Raw genomic sequence first — 17,441 nt, forward strand, 5'->3', positions numbered from 1 at the left:
GAGGGCGCATCTTCGGATGCGCCTTTTCATTGGGGTCGATATTTCTGATTGCCGGCCACTGCGCACGCGCGGGGCGGGCAATGTTCCAAAGAGAAACGGAGCGAGTTATGGCAGGTCATTCCAAGTGGGCGAACATCAAGCACCGCAAAGAACGTCAGGATGCCAAGAGAGGCAAGATCTTCACCAAGTGGATCCGTGAGCTGACGGTCGCGGCCCGCCAGGGCGGCGGCGATCCGGGTTCCAACCCGCGCCTGCGCCTGGCCCTGGACAAGGCTTTGGGTGCCAACATGAGCCGCGACATCATCGACCGGGCCATCGCCCGTGGCGCGGGTGCGACCGAGGCCGACAACGTTGAAGAGCTGACCTACGAAGGTTATGGCCCGGGCGGCGTGGCGGTGATGGTCGAATGCATGACCGACAACCGCAACCGTACCGCTGCCGCCGTGCGTCACGCGTTCAGCAAATGCGGTGGCAACCTCGGCACCGACGGCTCGGTGGCCTATCTGTTCGAGCGCAAGGGGCAAATCAGCTTCGCCCCGGGCCTCGATGAAGATGCCCTGACGGAAGCGGCCCTGGAGGCCGACGCCGATGACGTGGTCAGCCATGAAGACGGGTCGTTCGACGTGTTCACCTCGTTCGCCAGCTTCTATGCCGTGCGCAACGCCCTGGAGGCGGCCGGTTTCAAGCCCGCCGACGCGGAAATCGTCATGCAGCCGACCACCAGCGCCGAACTGGATCTGGAAGGCGCCGAGAAGGTGCTCAAGCTGATCGACATGCTGGAAGACCTGGATGACGTGCAGAACGTTTATTCCAACGCCGATATTCCGGAGTCGGTGGCTGAACAGCTTGGCTGAGAAGGCTTGTTCAAATATTGACGATTGCGAATGACCAAAATGTGGGAGTGAGCTTGCTCGCGATAGCGGTACTTCAGTCAATGCTTTGCTTGCTGATCCGACGCCATCGCGAGCAAGCTCGCTCCCACGGGTCTGAATAACTCCCCTTAAACCGCAGGCGTTATGACTTTAATCCTTGGTATCGACCCTGGTTCGCGCATCACCGGCTACGGCGTGGTTCGCGATACCGGGCGCGGCTGTGTATACGTCGCCTCTGGTTGCATCCGCACCGGTGCCGGTGAGCTGCATGAGCGCTTGCAGATCGTTTATCGCGGCGTGCGCGAAGTCATCCAGACCTACGGCCCGGTGACCAGGGGCATTGAACGGGTCTTCATGGCGCGCAACGCCGATTCGGCCCTGAAGCTGGGGCAGGCCCGGGGCGCGGCCATTGTGGCGGGCGCCGAGGAAAACCTGGAGATCGCCGAGTACACCGCGACCCAGGTCAAGCAGGCAGTCGTCGGCACCGGGGCGGCGAACAAGGAGCAGGTGCAAATGATGGTGATGCACCTGTTGAAACTGGTCAGCAAGCCGCAAATCGACGCCTCCGACGCCCTGGCCATCGCTATTTGCCATGCCCATACCCGTTCCAGCCTGTTGCCTCATGGTCTGGGGACTGCACGCAGTCGTGGCGGGCGCCTGCGTCTCTGATAGCATCAGCGCTTCATTCATGAACCCGAGTAAGTTGCGCCTGTGTCGTCGGCCTTCATGCCCGGGCTGTTATTCGCCAGCCCGCGGGCTGGCCAACACCCAAGGATCTGAAACGTGATTGGACGCTTGCGCGGCACCCTGGCTGAAAAACAGCCGCCGCACCTGATTCTGGATGTAAATGGCCTGGGCTATGAGCTGGAAGTGCCCATGACCACGCTGTATCGCTTGCCGTCGGTCGGCGAGCCGCTGACCCTGCACACCCATTTGGTCGTGCGCGAGGATGCGCAGTTACTCTATGGTTTCGTCGGCAAGCGCGAGCGGGATTTCTTCCGCGAGTTGATCCGTCTCAATGGCGTCGGCCCGAAACTGGCCCTGGCCTTGATGTCGAGCCTGGAAGTCGACGAATTGGTGCGTTGCGTGCAGTCCCAGGACACCTCGGCCCTGACCAAGGTGCCGGGGGTGGGCAAGAAAACCGCCGAGCGCCTGCTGGTCGAACTCAAGGACCGCTTCAAGGCCTGGGAGGCGGTGCCGGCGATGTTCGCCCTGGTGCCGAACCAGCCGGACGCGCCGGTGCCTGCGGTCAGCGCCGAAAACGATGCGGTCACTGCGCTGATCTCCCTGGGCTACAAGCCGCAGGAGGCCAGCAAGGCGATTTCCGCCATCAAGGAAAAAGGCCTGAGCACCGAAGACATGATTCGCCGTGCCCTGAAGGGAATGATTTAAGTGATTGAAGCTGACCGTCTGATCGCTGCCACGGGCGCGCCCCGTGACCGCGAGGAAATCCAGGACCGCGCGATTCGTCCTGTCAGCCTGGCCGACTACATCGGCCAACCGACCGTGCGCGAGCAGATGGAGCTGTTCATCCAGGCGGCCCGTGGGCGTAGCGAGTCCCTGGACCACACCTTGATCTTCGGCCCGCCGGGCCTGGGCAAGACTACCCTGGCCAACATCATCGCCCAGGAAATGGGTGTTTCGATCAAAAGCACGTCGGGGCCGGTGCTTGAACGGCCGGGCGACCTGGCGGCGCTGCTGACCAACCTTGAGCCCCATGACGTGCTCTTCATCGACGAAATCCATCGTTTGTCGCCGATCGTCGAGGAAGTGCTGTACCCAGCCATGGAAGATTTTCAGCTCGACATCATGATCGGCGAAGGGCCGGCGGCGCGCTCCATCAAGCTCGACCTGCCGCCGTTCACCCTGGTGGGCGCCACCACCCGTGCCGGCATGCTGACCAACCCGTTGCGCGACCGTTTCGGTATCGTCCAGCGCCTGGAGTTCTACAACAACGCCGACCTGGCGACGATTGTCAGCCGCTCGGCGGGCATCCTCGGGTTGCCGCTGGACCCGGACGGTGCGTATGAGATCGCCCGGCGTGCCCGGGGTACGCCGCGGATCGCCAACCGTCTGCTGCGCCGGGTCCGGGATTTTGCCGAAGTTCGGGCCAAAGGCCACATCACCAAACCGATTGCCGACCTGGCGTTGAACCTGCTCTGGACATCGACGAGCGTGGTTTCGATCACCAGGACCGGCGTCTGCTGCTGACCATGATCGAGAAGTTCGACGGTGGCCCGGTGGGCGTGGACAGCCTGGCGGCGGCCATCAGCGAAGAGCGTCACACCATTGAAGATGTGCTGGAACCGTATCTGATCCAACAGGGCTACATCATGCGCACCCCCCGTGGACGAGTGGTGACCCGCCATGCTTATCTGCACTTTGGCTTAAACATCCCGACACGAATGGGCGAGATGCCGGTGGTAGACGAATTCCTCGATGCCGTGGACGATTGAACGAGCTCTGTTCGCCGACTTTTTTCCGGTTCGTGCTGTCCCAGACGACGTCTGGAGCGTCAATGCGTTCGAGAATGAAAAAACAGTTGCCAGGCCGATTGGCAACCTGAGGAGTAAGCACTAGAGTATGCGCGCGCAAAACGGGCTGGAGTCGTTCGCACATCGCTGTCGCGTTTATTACGAGGACACCGATGCTGGCGGCATCGTCTACTACGTCAATTACCTCAAGTTTATGGAACGGGCTCGAACCGAACGGCTGCGGGAACTGGGTTTTGCCCAATCCGCACTCGCAGGGGAGGACCTGTTATTCGTCGTGCATTCCAGCGAAGCGCGTTACCACGCGCCGGCGCGACTGGACGACGAACTGGTGGTAAGTGCCGATGTCATCGAATTGAACCGTGTCAGCCTGCGTTTCAAGCAGCAGGTCAGGCGGGCTACGGATAATGTGCTGCTCTGCGAAGGGCAGTTTTTGGTGGCCTGTGTGCGCACCCATAGTTTGAAACCCCGGGCCATTCCCGAAGCTCTACGCGCGGCCTTTGCCGGCGTGAGCGGCGCGGGTACACACTCAGAGCAGGAGATAAAGCGTGGAAGCTAACGTCGTCGACCATTCCTCCATGTGGAGCCTGGTCAGCAATGCCAGCGTCGTGGTGCAACTGGTAATGCTGACCCTGGTAGCCGCATCGGTGACCTCATGGATCATGATCTTTCAGCGCAGCAACATGCTGCGCGCCGGTCGCCGTGCCCTGGAGAGCTTCGAGGAGCGCTTCTGGTCCGGTATCGACCTGTCCAAGCTCTATCGCCAGGCTGGCAGCAACCCGGACCCGGATTCGGGCGTCGAGCAGATCTTCCGTGCCGGCTTCAAGGAGTTCTCCCGCTTGCGCCAGCAGCCGGGCGTCGACCCTGAGGCGGTGATGGAAGGTGTGGCTCGCGCCATGCGCGTCGCCATTTCCCGCGAGGAAGAAAAGCTCGAGCAGGGCCTGTCGTTCCTGGCCACCGTTGGTTCGGTCAGCCCGTACATCGGTCTGTTCGGTACCGTGTGGGGGATCATGAACTCCTTCCGCGGCCTGGCTTCCGCCCAGCAAGCGACCCTGGCCACCGTGGCCCCGGGCATCGCCGAGGCACTGATCGCCACCGCCATCGGTCTGTTCGCGGCCATCCCGGCCGTTATCGCCTACAACCGCTTCGCTGCCCGCAGCGAAATGCTGACCGGCCGTTACTACACCTTCGCCGATGAATTCCAGGCGATCCTGCACCGTAAAGTGCACACCAGCGAAGAATAAGCAGGTATTTCCCAATGGCTTTAATCGCTCGAGCCCGAAAAAAGCGCAAGCCGGTTGCCGAGATGAACGTGGTGCCCTACATCGACGTGATGTTGGTGCTGCTGGTCATCTTCATGGTGACTGCGCCCATGCTTAATCAGGGCGTGAAGGTCGATCTGCCCAAGGTTTCCAGCGAAGCCTTGCCGCAGGACAACAACACCCAGGTACTGACCATTTCGATCAAGGCTGACAAGACCTACTACTGGAACCTTGGCAGTGAAGTGGACACCGAGAAGCAGCAGGACCGGGCCATGACCTTGCCGCAGATGACCGATGCGGTGACCAAGATCATTCGTGTCGGCAACGACGCCGGCAAGCGCACCCAGGTGTTCATTCGTGGCGACAAGACTGTCGACTACGGTGCCGTGATGGGCGCCATGGGCGGCCTGCAGAAAGCCGGGGTCGGTAATGTTGGCTTGATCACCGAGGCCCCCTGATGCAGCAACAGCGAGAGCCGTCCGCCTCGGAAAGCTATTTCTGGCCCAGTGTCCTGGCCATCGGCCTGCATGTGCTGGTGTTCGGCATGCTGTTCGTCAGTTTTGCCATGACCCCGGAGCTGCCACCGGCCAAGCCGATCGTGCAGGCGACGTTGTACCAGCTCAAATCGAAAAGCCAGGCCACCACCCAGACCAACCAGAAGCTTGCCGGTGAGGCGAAGAAATCCGCCGCGCGCCAGACCGAAGTCGAGCAGATGGAGCAGAAGAAGGTCGAGCAGGAAGCGATAAAGGCTGCGGAACAAAAGAAAGAGGAAGCGGCTCAAAAAGCCGAGGAAGCCAAGAAGGCCGATGAGGCGAAGAAAGCGGACGAGGCGAAAAAGGCTGACGAAGCCAAGAAAGCCGACGAAGCGAAGAAAACCGCCGAGGCCAAAAAGGCAGAAGAGAAACAATTGGCTGATATAGCCAAGAAGAAAGCCGAAGAAGAAGCCAAGAAAGCCGCTGAAGAAGAGGCCAAGAAAGCGGCCGCTGAAGAAGCGAAGAAAAAGATCGTCGAGGACGCGAAGAAAAAAGCGGCCGAAGACGCCAAGAAAAAAGCTGAAGCTGACGAGGCGAAAAAGAAAGTCGCCGAAGACGCGAAGAAGAAAGCCGCCGCCGACGCCGCCAAGAAAAAGGCCCAGGACGCAGCGCGTAAATCCGCCGAAGACAAAAAGGCCCAGGCCTTGGCAGATTTGCTTTCCGACACGCCGGAGCGCCAGCAGGCCTTGGCCGATGAGCAGGGCGATGAAGTCGCCGGCAGCTACGATGATCTGATTCGCGCCCGAGCGGCAGAAGGCTGGGCTCGTCCACCTTCGGCGCGCAAAGGCATGACGGTAGTATTGCAAATCGGCATGTTGCCCGATGGTACGGTTACCTCGGTCAGCGTCGCCAAGTCCAGTGGTGACGGTCCGTTCGACGCTTCGGCGGTCGCTGCGGTCAAGAACATTGGGCGTTTGACGGAAATGCAAGGAATGAAACCGAGCGACTTTGCTCCCTATCGTTCATTCAAGATGACATTCACACCTGAGGATCTAGCCTTGTGAGAAACCTTCTTCGATCAATGCTGGTCGTTATCTGCTGCCTGGCAGGGATAGCGGTAGCAGAGGAAAAGAACATCCTGGTCACCAGCGGCAGCGACCGGGCCACCCCGATCGCCGTCGTACCGTTCGGCTGGCAGGGCGGTAACGTCCTGCCGGACGACATGGCGGAAATCATCATCGGCAACGACCTGCGCAACTCGGGTTACTACGCGCCGATTCCGAAGCAGAACATGATCAGCCTGCCAACCCAGGCCAGCGAAGTCATCTACCGTGACTGGAAGGCCCTGGGCGCCCAGTACATCATGGTCGGCAGCATCGTTCCGGCCGGCGGTCGCCTGCAGGTGCAGTACGCCCTGTTCAACGTCGCCACCGAGCAGCAAGTGCTGACCGGCAGCGTGTCGGGCAGCGTCGATCAGTTGCGCGACATGGCGCACTACATCGCCGACCAGTCGTTCGAGAAACTCACCGGCATCAAGGGCGCGTTCTCCACCCGCATGCTCTACGTGACGGCCGAGCGTTTCTCCGAGAACAACACCCGCTACACCCTGCAGCGTTCCGACTATGACGGCGCGCGGGCGGTGACCTTGCTGCAAATCGCGCGAGCCGATCCTGTCGCCGCGCTTCGCCCCCGATGGCAAGCGCATCGCCTATGTCTCGTTCGAGCAGAAGCGTCCGCGTATTTTCGTGCAGCACATCGACACCGGTCGTCGTGAGCAAATCACCAACTTCGAAGGCCTGAACGGCGCGCCAGCCTGGTCACCGGATGGTTCGCGCCTGGCGTTCGTGCTGTCCAAGGACGGCAACCCGGACATCTACGTGATGAACCTGGCCTCGCGTTCGATCTCCCGTGTGACCAACGGTCCGGGCATCAACACCGAGCCGTTCTGGGGCAAGGATGGCTCGACCATCTACTTCACCTCCGACCGCGGCGGCAAGCCACAGATCTACAAGACCAGTGCCGGTGGTGGCGGTGCCGAACGCGTGACCTTCGTCGGTAACTACAACGCCAACCCTAAATTGTCGGCGGACGAAAAGACTCTGGTGATGATCCATCGCCAGGACGGTTTCACCAATTTCAAGGTGGCGGCCCAGGATTTGCAGCGCGGTAGCGTAAAAATCCTCACTGATAGCACTCTGGACGAGTCACCCACTGTTGCGCCCAACGGCACCATGGTAATCTACGCCACCCGCCAGCAGGGCCGGGGAGTCTTGATGCTCGTGTCCATTAATGGACGCGTGAGGCTCCCGCTTCCTACCGCACAAGGCGAAGTCAGAGAACCGTCCTGGTCCCCTTACCTGAACTGACGCGGCGCAATACGTTTTACTTAACACACTGGGGTTCATTAGGAGTTTCACGATGGAAATGCTGAAGTTTGGTAAATTTGCTGCGCTGGCTCTGGCCATGGCTGTAGCTGTAGGTTGCTCGTCCAAAGGCGGCGACAATGCCGGTGAAGGCGCTGTTGATCCAAACGCTGGTTACGGCGCTAACACTGGTGCAGTTGACGGCTCCCTGAGCGAAGAAGCTGCTCTGCGCGCAATCACCACCTTCTACTTCGAATACGACAGCTCGGACCTGAAGCCAGAAGCCATGCGCGCTCTGGACGTTCACGCCAAAGACCTGAAGTCGAACGGCGCTCGCGTTGTTCTGGAAGGCAACACCGACGAACGTGGTACTCGTGAGTACAACATGGCACTGGGCGAGCGTCGTGCGAAAGCCGTTCAACGCTACCTGGTACTGCAAGGTGTTTCCCCAGCTCAGCTGGAACTGGTTTCCTACGGCGAAGAGCGTCCAGTTGCTACCGGCAACGACGAGCAGTCCTGGGCTCAAAACCGTCGCGTCGAACTGCGTAAGTAATTCGTCATGCGAACGTGCCGTCGTGCTGTAACTGTTCTGGCTCTCAGCCTTGCGCCGCTTGCGGCGTGGGCTGCGGTTCCTGTGGTCGATAACGATGCCGGCTATAACAATAGCGGGAGTAGTTATCCGCCTGCAGGTTACGGTACGAACGGCGCCTATGCCGGGGGAGGGGTTTCGGCCCCTGTCTCGGCACAGGGCGAGCTGTTCAACCAGCTCCAACAAATGCAGGATCAGCTGTCGCGCCAGCAAGGCGTGATTGAAGTTCTGCAAAATGATATTTCGCGCATGAAGCAGGAAAACCTGGAGCGATACCAGGATCTTGATCGGCGCATAGGAACCGGTGTTGCACCTGCCGCGACTCCTGAGAATTCTCCTGCCGGTGGCGACTTGAATGCCCCCGGTGCAGCCGCAGGCGCTGGGGCTACTGCTCCAGCACCGGCCGCCGGTGGCGAGCCGGCTGATCCGGCGAAGGAAAAGCTCTATTACGATGCTGCCTTCGATCTGATCAAGGCCAAGGATTTCGACAAGGCCAGCCAGGCCTTCGCCGCTTTCCTGCGCAAATACCCAAACAGCCAGTACGCAGGTAATGCCCAATACTGGCTGGGCGAAGTGAACCTGGCCAAGGGCGACCTGCAAGGCGCCGGCCAGGCGTTCGCCAAGGTGTCGCAACTGTATCCCAAGCACGCCAAAGTGCCGGATTCGCTGTACAAGCTGGCTGACGTAGAGCGCCGCCTCGGTCATACCGACAAGGTCAAAGGCATTTTGCAGCAGGTGGTGGCCCAATACCCGGGCACATCCGCCGCCCAACTGGCCCAGCGTGATCTGCAACGCATGTAAGCCGGCTTGAGCTGTTTTGAAGAAACCCGCGCCTGTCGCGGGTTTTTTCGTTAGAATTCACGCCCTTTTTATGAAACACGCTTTTTGGGATCTGTGCGTTGGCGGGGTTCCTCGAAGTGCCTGACGGAGGCGGACAGCCTGTTTAGCTGTTACGCCCGTGGCGACTATGCAAGACACATTGAGAATCACCGAAGTTTTTTACTCGTTGCAGGGTGAAACGCGAACGGCTGGGCTGCCCACGGTATTCGTGCGCCTCACCGGTTGTCCGTTGCGTTGCCAGTACTGCGACAGCGCCTACGCCTTCAGCGGCGGCACCGTGCGTACCCTCGACGATATCCTGGAGCAAGTGGCCAGTTATCGTCCGCGTTATGTCTGTGTCACGGGCGGCGAGCCCTTGGCGCAACCCAACGCGATCCCTTTGCTCAAGCAGTTGTGTGATGCCGGTTACGAGGTGTCGCTGGAAACCAGCGGCGCCCTGGATATCTCGGCCGTCGACCCGCGTGTCAGCCGCGTCGTGGACCTGAAAACCCCAGGCTCCAAGGAAGCGCACCGCAACCGCTATGAGAATATCGAACTGCTGACGTTCAACGATCAGGTCAAGTTCGTGATCTGTTCGCGAGAGGATTACGACTGGGCTGTGTCCAAGTTGATCCAGTACGGGCTCGACCAGCGGGCTGGCGAAGTGTTGTTGTCGCCGAGTCATCACGATTTGAGCGCCCGGGAACTGGCGGATTGGGTGGTGGCGGATAACTTGCCGGTGCGCCTGCAATTGCAGCTGCATAAATATCTTTGGAACGACGAGCCGGGGCGCTGAGATGACTGAACATTCGAACATGGCTGAAAAACGTGCGGTCATCCTGTTGTCAGGTGGCCTGGATTCGGCCACGGTCGTGGCCATGGCCCGTGCCGAAGGCTACCGCTGCTACACCATGAGTTTCGACTATGGCCAGCGCCACCGCGCAGAGCTGCACGCCGCTGAGCGGGTTGCCCGGGACCTGGGCGCGGTGGAGCACAAAGTGATCGGCCTGAACCTCAACGGTATCGGCGGCTCGGCCCTGACCGACAGTTCCATCGACGTGCCCGAGGCGCCTAGCGAGGGTATCCCGGTGACTTATGTGCCGGCGCGTAACACGGTGTTCCTGTCCCTGGCATTGGGCTGGGCCGAAGTGCTGGGCGCCCGTGACATTTTCATTGGCGTCAATGCCGTGGATTATTCCGGCTACCCGGACTGCCGCCCGGAGTTCGTCGAAGCGTTCGAGCGCATGGCCAACCTGGCGACCAAGGCCGGCGTCGAAGGGCAGGGTTTCCGCATCCAGGCGCCGTTGCAGAATCTCAGCAAGGCCGACATCGTCAAGGCGGGCGTGAAGCTTGGCGTGGACTACGGGCTCACCGTTTCCTGCTATCAGGCCGACGATCAGGGCCGCGCTTGCGGCAAATGTGACAGCTGCCGCCTGCGTGCAGAAGGCTTCGCGGCGGCGGGTGTGAGCGATCCAACCCGTTATTTTTGATTTATTTCAAATTAAGTGTTGAATAGTCCTTAGAAATCAGTATTATACGCGCCACCACACAGCGGGTCGTTAGCTCAGTTGGTAGAGCAGTTGGCTTTTAACCAATTGGTCGTAGGTTCGAATCCCACACGACCCACCATTTTTAGCTGTTTTAAAAGTCTGGAAGGCCCACGAAAGTGAGGATTTCCGGATTTTTTTTGTCCGTGAAAAAGTCCACCAACCGAAGTGACCCTCAGAGCAGGCCCTCCTCGGCGCATACTTTCATGATCTGCTCGCGAAGCCAGATGTTTGCGCTGTCCTGGCTCGCTTTCTCGCTCCACATCATGTCCAGGGTAAAGTTCGGTAAACCCGTTGGTGGCTGGCGTTCGCCGAATCGTTCTTGATCGCAAATCAATGCCTGGATGCGCCGGGGCAATGTCAGGATAAAGTCGGTTCCAGCGATCAGGTTCAACGCTGCTACGTAGCTGTTGGCTCTTGCGACTATCTTGCGGCTATAACCTTGTCGAGCGAGCCAGCCATCGATCATGTTGGTGTCAGACGTCCACGGTGTTGGAAATACGTGCTGGCGGGCGGCAAACGCTTCCACGCTGAAGTCTCCTTGCGGCGCTGGGAAACTTTTATCGAGGACGCACACCAACTCGTCTTCGAGCAACACCTGTGATCGCAGACCTTTGACATCGCCATGGAAGTGCGGCCCGAAACAGACGACAAGATCGAAGCGATCATCCCGCAGTGCATCAGCTGGAATATCCCGATTAAATTTCGTCGTGTTGATGACCACCGCAAAGCGCTTGCCGATGAAGCGTTTGAGCAATTTGGGCAGGATCAGCAGTTCGAAGTATTCTGGCGCACAGAGGTTGAACGTGATTTCTTCCTGATTCGGATCGAATGTCTGGAAACCGGAATGGCATTTATTGATTGCCTCGAGGGCCCCCAGTATCTGGCCGTACATGGCGGTGGCTTTATGAGTGGGGCTCATGCCGGAGCGGGTATTGATAAACAGATCGTCTTCGAAACTGGTGCGCAGTTTCTTCAGGCAGTAGCTCACGGTTGACTGGCTGACGCATAAGGCCTCGGAGACCTGGGTGACGCTGCCCTGTTCGTACACTGCCACAAATACCATCAGGTCCTGCATGTCCAGCTTTCTGAGCAGGTTACTGACCAGCATCGGCTATTCTCGGCGTCATCCCTGCGTCTCTCTTTGTCCTGACGAAAGTCTCCATTTATACATGAGCCTGGGGTTTTTATCCTTCAAACAGGGTGCTGGGCTCGCGACAAGCGCTGCCTAGTCAATATGTCGCGTGTATTGCTTGGGATCGAAACGCAGGACTATCAGGATCATCAGCGCCATGACGGCGGTGAGCGACCACCACGCCCATTCGAAGCTGCCCAACTGATCGCGAATCATCCCGGCAATCAAGGGCGAGAGCCCTGCGATCAGGTAGCCGATGCCTTGCACGAAGGCCGTCAGGCCACCGGCCCGTCGCGGGTTGTCCAAGTGGTCGAGGGAGACGATCAAACTCATCGGGAACAGGCCGCCGATGCCCAGTCCCAACAGGCAGGGCCACAACAGGCTGAAGCGTTCCGGGCTGAGGATCAGGCCGCAGAAGCCAGCCATGATCAATGCCAGTAACACCGCGAGGACCAGGCGTTTATCCTGGCTGCGGTTGGTAATCGCCGGGGTGACGAGGCCGGACAGCACTTCCATGGCCGTGAGGAACCCCAGCAGCAGGCCCGCGTGTTGTTCGCTCCAGCCTTTTTCCACGTAGTACGGGGCCAGCCAGGCCAGTACACAGGTGTAGGAGGCGGTGCCCAGGCCGAAGAAAATCGCCAGCAGCCAAGCCCGGGAATTGCTGAAGAATGACGCTTGCTGCCGGATCTGGGCTTCGGGCAGTGGCGTCACGGCTGCGCGCTGGGCGTACCAGCAACCGAGGGCGACCAACGCCAACAGTGCCCAGATCGCCAGACCGATGCGCCAACTGCCGGTTTGCGCCAGGACAAAAGGCGAAAACGATGCGGCAAGCGCCGCCCCGCCCATGATCGACGTGACATACAGCCCCATGAACAGCGAGACGTTGTCGGCATAGCGCGACTTGATCAGCGCCGGCATCACTGCCTGGATCAGCGCGATGCCGAGCCCGGCCAACACCGCGCTGATGATCAACTCGGCGGCGCTGTCCAGGTACAAGCGTGAGGCCGTGGCGATACCGATGATCAACAACGACAGAACGATGGTGCGGTGCTCACCGATGCGCAGGGCGATGCGCATGCCCAGGAACATCGCCAGGCCCATGGCCATGACCGGCAACATGGTCAGCAGTGAGGCGGTGCTGAAGCTCAGGGGGACCTCGCCGCGAATGGCCGACAGCAACGGACCGACTGCGGCCATCGAGGGCCGCAGGTTCAGCGCCACCAACACGATGCTGACCATCAGCCAGACGGCGTGAGTGCTTGATGTTCGAACGTTTTCCATAACAGAGCCTTGGCTAAAACAATGCATCATTTAGGCTGGGGAGCTGCGATGGGGCAAACTGAAAACTGGCGTTGTATATTGAAAAACTAAATAGCACACAGATTATGGTCACAACGCAGACCCTGTGGGAGCGAGCTTGCTCGCGATGGGGGCATAACAGGCAATATTAATGTTGGAAGTCATGACCTCATCGCGAGCAAGCTCGCTCCCACAGGTTTTTTGTGTGGTTGGAGTTCCTCTGGCCGCCTCCTAAGCGCCCATCCCCGGGCTCAACGTCCCCAGCCAAGCCACCAACCCCAGGATGACCACCGCCACAGAGAATTCCAGCACCATGCTGCGCCGCAGGGCTTTCACCGCGACCTTGTGCTCGCCGGTCTGTCGGGCCTGAGCCAGAAGTGGCGTCAGATGAAAACGGTTCAGCGCGGCGAACACCAGCATGGCCGCGAACAAGATGAGTTTGAGCGCCAGCAACTGACCGTAGGTGCTGTCCAGCAGCCCTGTGACACTGGGGCCGACGATGAACAGATAATTGACCACCCCTGTCACGCTGATGACCACCACGATCAGCGCCCCGGCGGTTTCGAACCCGGTCAATGTCCGGGCCAGCACCGCCAACGCAGGTTCGGCCTGGCGAAGCAGCAGGGCAAACGCGGCCAAGGCACCGACCCAGCCACCCGCCGCCCACAGGTGCAGGAAGTCAGTGATGAAGTGCCAGTTACGGCGGGCGCCTTCGTCCATCGCGCCGTGGCCTGCCCAGGCCAGGGTTGCCAAAGCCACCGCCCCGCCCAGCGCGACCAGGACGAGGCTGGCGGTCGGCCAACGCTGATTGAGCGTCACGGCGACACCGGCCAGCAGCAGCGCCGCCATGCGCAGCGTCCAACTCACGCCGACCTCGGTCTCCATCACCATCATTTCAATGTGTGGCCACAGTTCGGCCCACGCCGAAACACCGCTCATGGCCCAGGCCATGCACGCCATGGCTGCCAGGGAGAGCAACCCGCCCAGCACCGCCGAGATCAGCAGTAGCGGCGTGAAAGGCAACTGCGCTCCCGACATCCGCTCCTGGCCTCGCAGGCCATAAAGGCCAAACGCAGCCAGGCCGAACAGCAACATCAAATCCAGGTACAGGGTGAAGCGTAGTGCGATGTTGATCGAGTCGCTCATCAACTCACTTCACCTTGAACGTGACGTTGCCGGTGATCGGGTGAGTGTCGGACGACACTGCGCGCCATTGGACCTGGTAAGTGCCGGCGGTAAGCGGTGCATTCGGCGTGATGAGCATGGTTTTCGGATCGTCGCTGCCGGACACCTTGGCTGGCATGGGCATTGGCGAATGCGCCGCCATGCCCGGCATCGCGGTCATCATCAGCTTGGCGCCGGAAAACTGGGTCATCAGGTTTTCGGAAAAATGCAGCTCGATCTTGGCCGGCGCCGCCCCTTCGGTGCCATCGGCGGGGGTGGAGGTCAGCAGTTTCGGATGGGCCTGGGCCAGGCCACTGAGCAACAGGCCGGCGGACAAGGCGACGGCGGTTTTGATGAATGACATGCAAGGACTCCTACAGCTCGGTTTTTAGTTTTAGTGAACAGGTCAGAACCACATGCGTACGCCCAGCACCAGGCGCGCTTCGCTGCGGTCTTCGTCTTCTTCCCGGGCGTAGTCGGCGGTGTTGCCGTAGACCCGATTCCAGGTGACGCCAATGTAGGGTGCGAATTCGCGGCGTATTTCATAGCGCAGCCGCACGCCGAGCTCGGTGTCCGACAACCCCGAGCCGACGCCACGGGCGGGATCGTTCTTGCCATAGAAGTTGGCTTCGGCGGTGGGCTGCAGGATCAGGCGGTTGGTCAGCAAGATGTCGTAGTCGCCCTCCAGGCGCGCCGCGCTCTGGCCACCCTCGCCGATGAACGCGGTGGCCTCGGCTTCGAGGTTGTACAGCGCCATGCCTTGTACGCCGAAGGCGGCCCAGGTTTGCGGATCGCCTGGCTTGAAGTCCTGGCGCACGCCGACCACCACATCCCACCAGGGGCTGACGGCGTGGCCCCACAGGGCCTGCAATTCGGCTTCTTCGGTCTTGCCGTTGAGGCGTTCACCTTCGGAGCGCAGCCACAACCGGTCGATATCGCCACCGATCCAGCCGGAGGCATCCCAGCTCAGGGCGCTGCCATCATCGGCGTCTTGCCATTCCAACTGGTCGATGAGGAAAAACGAGTGGATGGCACTGTCATGCACCGCGTGTCCGCCATGATCCTCGTAGACGGCGGCGCGGTCGGCGGCGGTCAGTGCCGGGATTGGCGTGCGGCTGGTGGCAGGGGCCGTCTGCATGGGCTCCATGCCTTGCATCGAGTCCATGCCTTGCATCTGGCTGTGGTCCATTCCCGGCATCTGGCTGTGATCCATGCCGGGCATGTCATTGCTCGCGGCCCAGGCCGAGAGGCTGCTGCCAAAGGCAAGAATGGCCAAGGGGTATTTCACGATACGGGTCATGGTCGCTTCCTCATTCCTGCACCCGAACTTCACGGAACATGCCCATCTCCATGTGATACAGCAGATGGCAGTGATACGCCCAGCGCCCGAGGGCATCGGCGGTGACTCGGTAGCTGCGCTTGGCGCCCGGTGGCACATCGATCGTGTGCTTGCGCACCATGAACTGGCCGTTCTCATCCTCCAGGTCGCTCCACATGCCGTGCAGGTGGATGGGGTGGGTCATCATGGTGTCGTTGATCAGCACGATGCGCAGTCGCTCGCCGTACTTGAGCAGCAGCGGTGCGGCGTCGGAAAATTTCACGCCGTTGAACGACCAGACGAATTTCTCCATGTGCCCGGTCAGGTGCAGTTCGATCGTGCGACCGGGCTCGCGGCCGTCCGGATCGGGGAAGGTGCTGCGCAGGTCCGAATAGGTCAGGACCTTGCGACCGTTGTTGCGCAGGCCAATGCCGGGGTCGTCGAGCTTGGGCTTGACGCTCATGGCCTGCATGTCCACCAGGGGGTTGTCTTTCTCGGTGTCGGGGTGCGTGAGCATGCTGTCCATGCCCTGCATGGCCCCGTGATCCATCCCGGCCATGTGGCCCATGCCCTGCATCTGGCTGTGATTCATGCCTTGCATCGAGCTGTCGTCCATTCCCGTCATGCCCTGCATCGAACCGTGGTCCATGCCACCCATGCCCATGTCGTCCATGGTCACCAAGGGCCGTGGGTCCAGGGGCGGTACCGGTGCCGACAACCCGGCCCTGGTCGCGAGAGTGCCGCGGGCGTACCCGGTGCGGTCCATGGACTGGGCGAACAGGGTGTAGGCCTCTTGGGTCGGTTCGACGATGACGTCATAGGTTTCGGCCACGGCGATCCGCAGCTCATCGACGCTCACTGGCTTGACGTATTGGCCGTCGGACGCCACCACCGTCATCTTCAAGCCGGGAATGCGCACGTCGAAATAGCTCATGGACGAGCCATTGATAAAGCGCAGACGAAGGCGTTCGCCAGGCTTGAACAGGCCCGTCCAGTTCATGTCCGGCGCCTGGCCGTTCATGAGGTAGGTGTAGGTGGCACCACTGACGTCGGCCAGGTCGGTGGGGTTCATCTTCATCTCGGCCCACATCTTGCGATCGGCCACGGTGCTGGCCCAGCCGTTCTTGCCCACGTCGTCGATGAAGTCGCCGACGGTGCGTTTGTTGTCGTTGTAGTAGTCCGACTGTTTCTTGAGCTTGCGCAGGACGGCGCCGGGATCTTCATCTGTCCAGTCGGTGAGCATCACCACGTAGTCCCGTTCGTACTGGAAGGGCTCGGGTTCCTTGGCGTCAATCACCAGCGGGCCGTAGACCCCGGATTGTTCCTGGAAACCGGAATGGCTGTGGTACCAGTAGGTGCCGTTTTGCCGGACCTTGAACTGATACACGTACAGGCCGCCGGGCTCGATGCCCTTGAAGCTCAGCCCTGGAACGCCGTCCATGTTGGCCGGCAGCAGGATGCCGTGCCAGTGGATGGAGGTGCTGTCCTGCAAGCGATTGCGCACCCGCAGGGTCACGGTGTCGCCTTCACGCCAGCGCAGCAACGGGCCGGGGATACCGCCGTTGATGGTCTGGGCGGTGCGGGGGCTGCCGGTGAAATTGACCGGGCTTTCGCCGATGAACAGGTCAAACTCGGTGCCGCTCAGTACGTTGGGCTGGCCCGGGCCGGTGACAGCCCAGACGGGCGCGCGCCACAAGCCCAGGCCACCGAGGATGCCGCCGGCAGTCAGGCCCTTTACGAAGGTTCGCCGGGAAGTTTTTGTTTGCATGGGGTGAAAGTCCGTCCGTCGATTCGCAGCGAACACCGGTTCCCCGGTGTCGCGTTGAAAAGAAGATGACATAAGCCGGCGGGGCGGGTGATTACATTTCAGTCAGCTTGTGGCGAGTGGATTACCTGTGGGAGCAAAGCTTGCTCGCGAAACAGGCGCCTCGATTTCTGAGAAATCCCATCGCGTTCATCGCGGGCAAGCCTTGCTCCCACAGATAATCGGTCACCACAGGTTTTGTGTTCGGCTCGACTGCCTGTAACAGGCAAGTCGGGCACAGGTCAGAATGATCTTTTGCATCGGCGGGATATTCTGTAGCCTTGCCGGCTTCACGCTGTCCCGT

Annotated in this window: 17 protein-coding genes, 1 tRNA gene and 2 pseudogenes; 14 read left to right on the top strand and 6 right to left on the bottom strand. The window is 60.5% G+C overall.

Features of this window, described 5'->3' with window-relative positions; translation table 11 throughout:
- Positions 1 to 107 precede the first annotated feature (107 nt).
- The 14 genes and pseudogenes from PSH84_RS02535 to PSH84_RS02600 all read left to right on the top strand — a co-directional run bounded on the left by PSH84_RS02535 (position 108) and on the right by PSH84_RS02600 (position 10,499).
- Positions 108 to 854, top strand: a complete 747-nt coding sequence (locus PSH84_RS02535) for a YebC/PmpR family DNA-binding transcriptional regulator (RefSeq protein ID WP_018614256.1) — start codon at positions 108 to 110, stop codon at positions 852 to 854.
- 162 nt (positions 855 to 1,016) lie between these two features.
- A complete protein-coding gene (ruvC, locus tag PSH84_RS02540; RefSeq protein WP_305482250.1) occupies positions 1,017 to 1,541 on the top strand; it encodes a crossover junction endodeoxyribonuclease RuvC in 525 nt (174 codons plus the stop codon).
- A gap of 114 nt (positions 1,542 to 1,655) precedes the next feature.
- Positions 1,656 to 2,264, top strand: coding sequence for a Holliday junction branch migration protein RuvA (gene ruvA / locus PSH84_RS02545; protein WP_053124616.1), 609 nt, complete (start codon positions 1,656 to 1,658; stop codon positions 2,262 to 2,264).
- Positions 2,265 to 3,328: pseudogene (ruvB, locus tag PSH84_RS02550) on the top strand (Holliday junction branch migration DNA helicase RuvB).
- Positions 3,329 to 3,455: 127 nt separating this feature from the next.
- Positions 3,456 to 3,923, top strand: a complete 468-nt coding sequence (gene ybgC / locus PSH84_RS02555) for a tol-pal system-associated acyl-CoA thioesterase (RefSeq protein WP_003205037.1) — start codon at positions 3,456 to 3,458, stop codon at positions 3,921 to 3,923.
- Positions 3,913 to 4,608, top strand: a complete 696-nt coding sequence (tolQ, locus tag PSH84_RS02560; protein WP_014339916.1) for a protein TolQ — start codon at positions 3,913 to 3,915, stop codon at positions 4,606 to 4,608. The genes ybgC and tolQ overlap by 11 nt, the downstream gene beginning before the upstream one ends.
- Positions 4,609 to 4,631: 23 nt before the next feature.
- Entirely contained in the window at positions 4,632 to 5,084 is a 453-nt protein-coding gene (gene tolR, locus PSH84_RS02565) for a protein TolR (protein WP_161798348.1), read from the top strand.
- Complete coding sequence (gene tolA / locus PSH84_RS02570) at positions 5,084 to 6,163, top strand: cell envelope integrity protein TolA (protein WP_122569385.1); 1,080 nt, start codon at positions 5,084 to 5,086, stop codon at positions 6,161 to 6,163. Before tolR ends, tolA begins: the two co-directional genes overlap by 1 nt.
- Positions 6,160 to 7,465 (top strand): annotated as a pseudogene (tolB, locus tag PSH84_RS02575) (Tol-Pal system beta propeller repeat protein TolB). The gene tolA and the pseudogene tolB overlap by 4 nt, the downstream one beginning before the upstream one ends.
- A 52-nt stretch (positions 7,466 to 7,517) precedes the next feature.
- A complete protein-coding gene (gene pal, locus PSH84_RS02580; protein WP_003205029.1) occupies positions 7,518 to 8,015 on the top strand; it encodes a peptidoglycan-associated lipoprotein Pal in 498 nt (165 codons plus the stop codon).
- 6 nt (positions 8,016 to 8,021) lie between these two features.
- Complete coding sequence (ybgF, locus tag PSH84_RS02585; protein ID WP_305468234.1) at positions 8,022 to 8,852, top strand: tol-pal system protein YbgF; 831 nt, start codon at positions 8,022 to 8,024, stop codon at positions 8,850 to 8,852.
- A 166-nt stretch (positions 8,853 to 9,018) separates the two neighbouring features.
- Entirely contained in the window at positions 9,019 to 9,666 is a 648-nt protein-coding gene (gene queE / locus PSH84_RS02590) for a 7-carboxy-7-deazaguanine synthase QueE (RefSeq protein ID WP_305468232.1), read from the top strand.
- A 19-nt stretch (positions 9,667 to 9,685) separates the two neighbouring features.
- On the top strand, positions 9,686 to 10,360 hold the full coding sequence (gene queC / locus PSH84_RS02595) for a 7-cyano-7-deazaguanine synthase QueC (protein WP_163006903.1): 675 nt from the start codon (positions 9,686 to 9,688) through the stop codon (positions 10,358 to 10,360).
- A 63-nt stretch (positions 10,361 to 10,423) separates the two neighbouring features.
- Positions 10,424 to 10,499: transfer RNA gene (locus PSH84_RS02600), tRNA-Lys, on the top strand.
- A 93-nt stretch (positions 10,500 to 10,592) separates the two neighbouring features.
- Here the strand turns inward: PSH84_RS02600 and PSH84_RS02605 are convergent.
- From PSH84_RS02605 to PSH84_RS02630, 6 genes are all read right to left on the bottom strand, one after another.
- The gene (locus PSH84_RS02605; protein ID WP_305468230.1) at positions 10,593 to 11,528 is read right to left on the bottom strand and encodes a LysR family transcriptional regulator; all 936 of its coding nucleotides are present in this window, start codon (positions 11,526 to 11,528) and stop codon (positions 10,593 to 10,595) included.
- Between the two features lie 117 nt (positions 11,529 to 11,645).
- Complete coding sequence (locus PSH84_RS02610; RefSeq protein ID WP_305468229.1) at positions 11,646 to 12,833, bottom strand: cyanate transporter; 1,188 nt, start codon at positions 12,831 to 12,833, stop codon at positions 11,646 to 11,648.
- 249 nt (positions 12,834 to 13,082) lie between these two features.
- Positions 13,083 to 13,997 carry a copper homeostasis membrane protein CopD gene (gene copD, locus PSH84_RS02615; protein ID WP_305468228.1) on the bottom strand — a complete coding sequence of 305 codons (915 nt, stop codon included), beginning with the start codon at positions 13,995 to 13,997 and terminating at the stop codon, positions 13,083 to 13,085.
- A gap of 4 nt (positions 13,998 to 14,001) precedes the next feature.
- On the bottom strand, positions 14,002 to 14,379 hold the full coding sequence (gene copC, locus PSH84_RS02620; RefSeq protein ID WP_122569378.1) for a copper homeostasis periplasmic binding protein CopC: 378 nt from the start codon (positions 14,377 to 14,379) through the stop codon (positions 14,002 to 14,004).
- Between the two features lie 42 nt (positions 14,380 to 14,421).
- Positions 14,422 to 15,315: a copper resistance protein B gene (locus PSH84_RS02625; RefSeq protein WP_305468226.1), complete on the bottom strand. Its 894-nt coding sequence runs from the start codon at positions 15,313 to 15,315 to the stop codon at positions 14,422 to 14,424.
- 10 nt (positions 15,316 to 15,325) lie between these two features.
- The gene (locus tag PSH84_RS02630) at positions 15,326 to 17,101 is read right to left on the bottom strand and encodes a copper resistance system multicopper oxidase (RefSeq protein ID WP_305468225.1); all 1,776 of its coding nucleotides are present in this window, start codon (positions 17,099 to 17,101) and stop codon (positions 15,326 to 15,328) included.
- Positions 17,102 to 17,441 lie beyond the last annotated feature (340 nt).

It is taken from the genome of Pseudomonas beijingensis (genome assembly GCF_030687295.1).
In the GTDB taxonomy this organism is placed as follows: domain Bacteria; phylum Pseudomonadota; class Gammaproteobacteria; order Pseudomonadales; family Pseudomonadaceae; genus Aquipseudomonas; species Aquipseudomonas beijingensis.

Bases quoted from the DNA above. Each gene is read 5' to 3' on its own strand.
- ybgF (WP_305468234.1), top strand. From the start codon at position 8,022: ATGCGAACGTGCCGTCGTGCTGTAACTGTTCTGGCTCTCAGCCTTGCG.
- tolA (WP_122569385.1), top strand. From the start codon at position 5,084: ATGCAGCAACAGCGAGAGCCGTCCGCCTCGGAAAGCTATTTCTGGCCC.
- ruvC (WP_305482250.1), top strand. From the start codon at position 1,017: ATGACTTTAATCCTTGGTATCGACCCTGGTTCGCGCATCACCGGCTAC.
- PSH84_RS02535 (WP_018614256.1), top strand. From the start codon at position 108: ATGGCAGGTCATTCCAAGTGGGCGAACATCAAGCACCGCAAAGAACGT.
- copC (WP_122569378.1), bottom strand. From the start codon at position 14,379: ATGTCATTCATCAAAACCGCCGTCGCCTTGTCCGCCGGCCTGTTGCTC.
- PSH84_RS02605 (WP_305468230.1), bottom strand. From the start codon at position 11,528: ATGCTGGTCAGTAACCTGCTCAGAAAGCTGGACATGCAGGACCTGATG.
- queE (WP_305468232.1), top strand. From the start codon at position 9,019: ATGCAAGACACATTGAGAATCACCGAAGTTTTTTACTCGTTGCAGGGT.
- ybgC (WP_003205037.1), top strand. From the start codon at position 3,456: ATGCGCGCGCAAAACGGGCTGGAGTCGTTCGCACATCGCTGTCGCGTT.
- copD (WP_305468228.1), bottom strand. From the start codon at position 13,997: ATGAGCGACTCGATCAACATCGCACTACGCTTCACCCTGTACCTGGAT.
- queC (WP_163006903.1), top strand. From the start codon at position 9,686: ATGGCTGAAAAACGTGCGGTCATCCTGTTGTCAGGTGGCCTGGATTCG.
- pal (WP_003205029.1), top strand. From the start codon at position 7,518: ATGGAAATGCTGAAGTTTGGTAAATTTGCTGCGCTGGCTCTGGCCATG.
- PSH84_RS02630 (WP_305468225.1), bottom strand. From the start codon at position 17,101: ATGCAAACAAAAACTTCCCGGCGAACCTTCGTAAAGGGCCTGACTGCC.
- PSH84_RS02625 (WP_305468226.1), bottom strand. From the start codon at position 15,315: ATGACCCGTATCGTGAAATACCCCTTGGCCATTCTTGCCTTTGGCAGC.
- PSH84_RS02610 (WP_305468229.1), bottom strand. From the start codon at position 12,833: ATGGAAAACGTTCGAACATCAAGCACTCACGCCGTCTGGCTGATGGTC.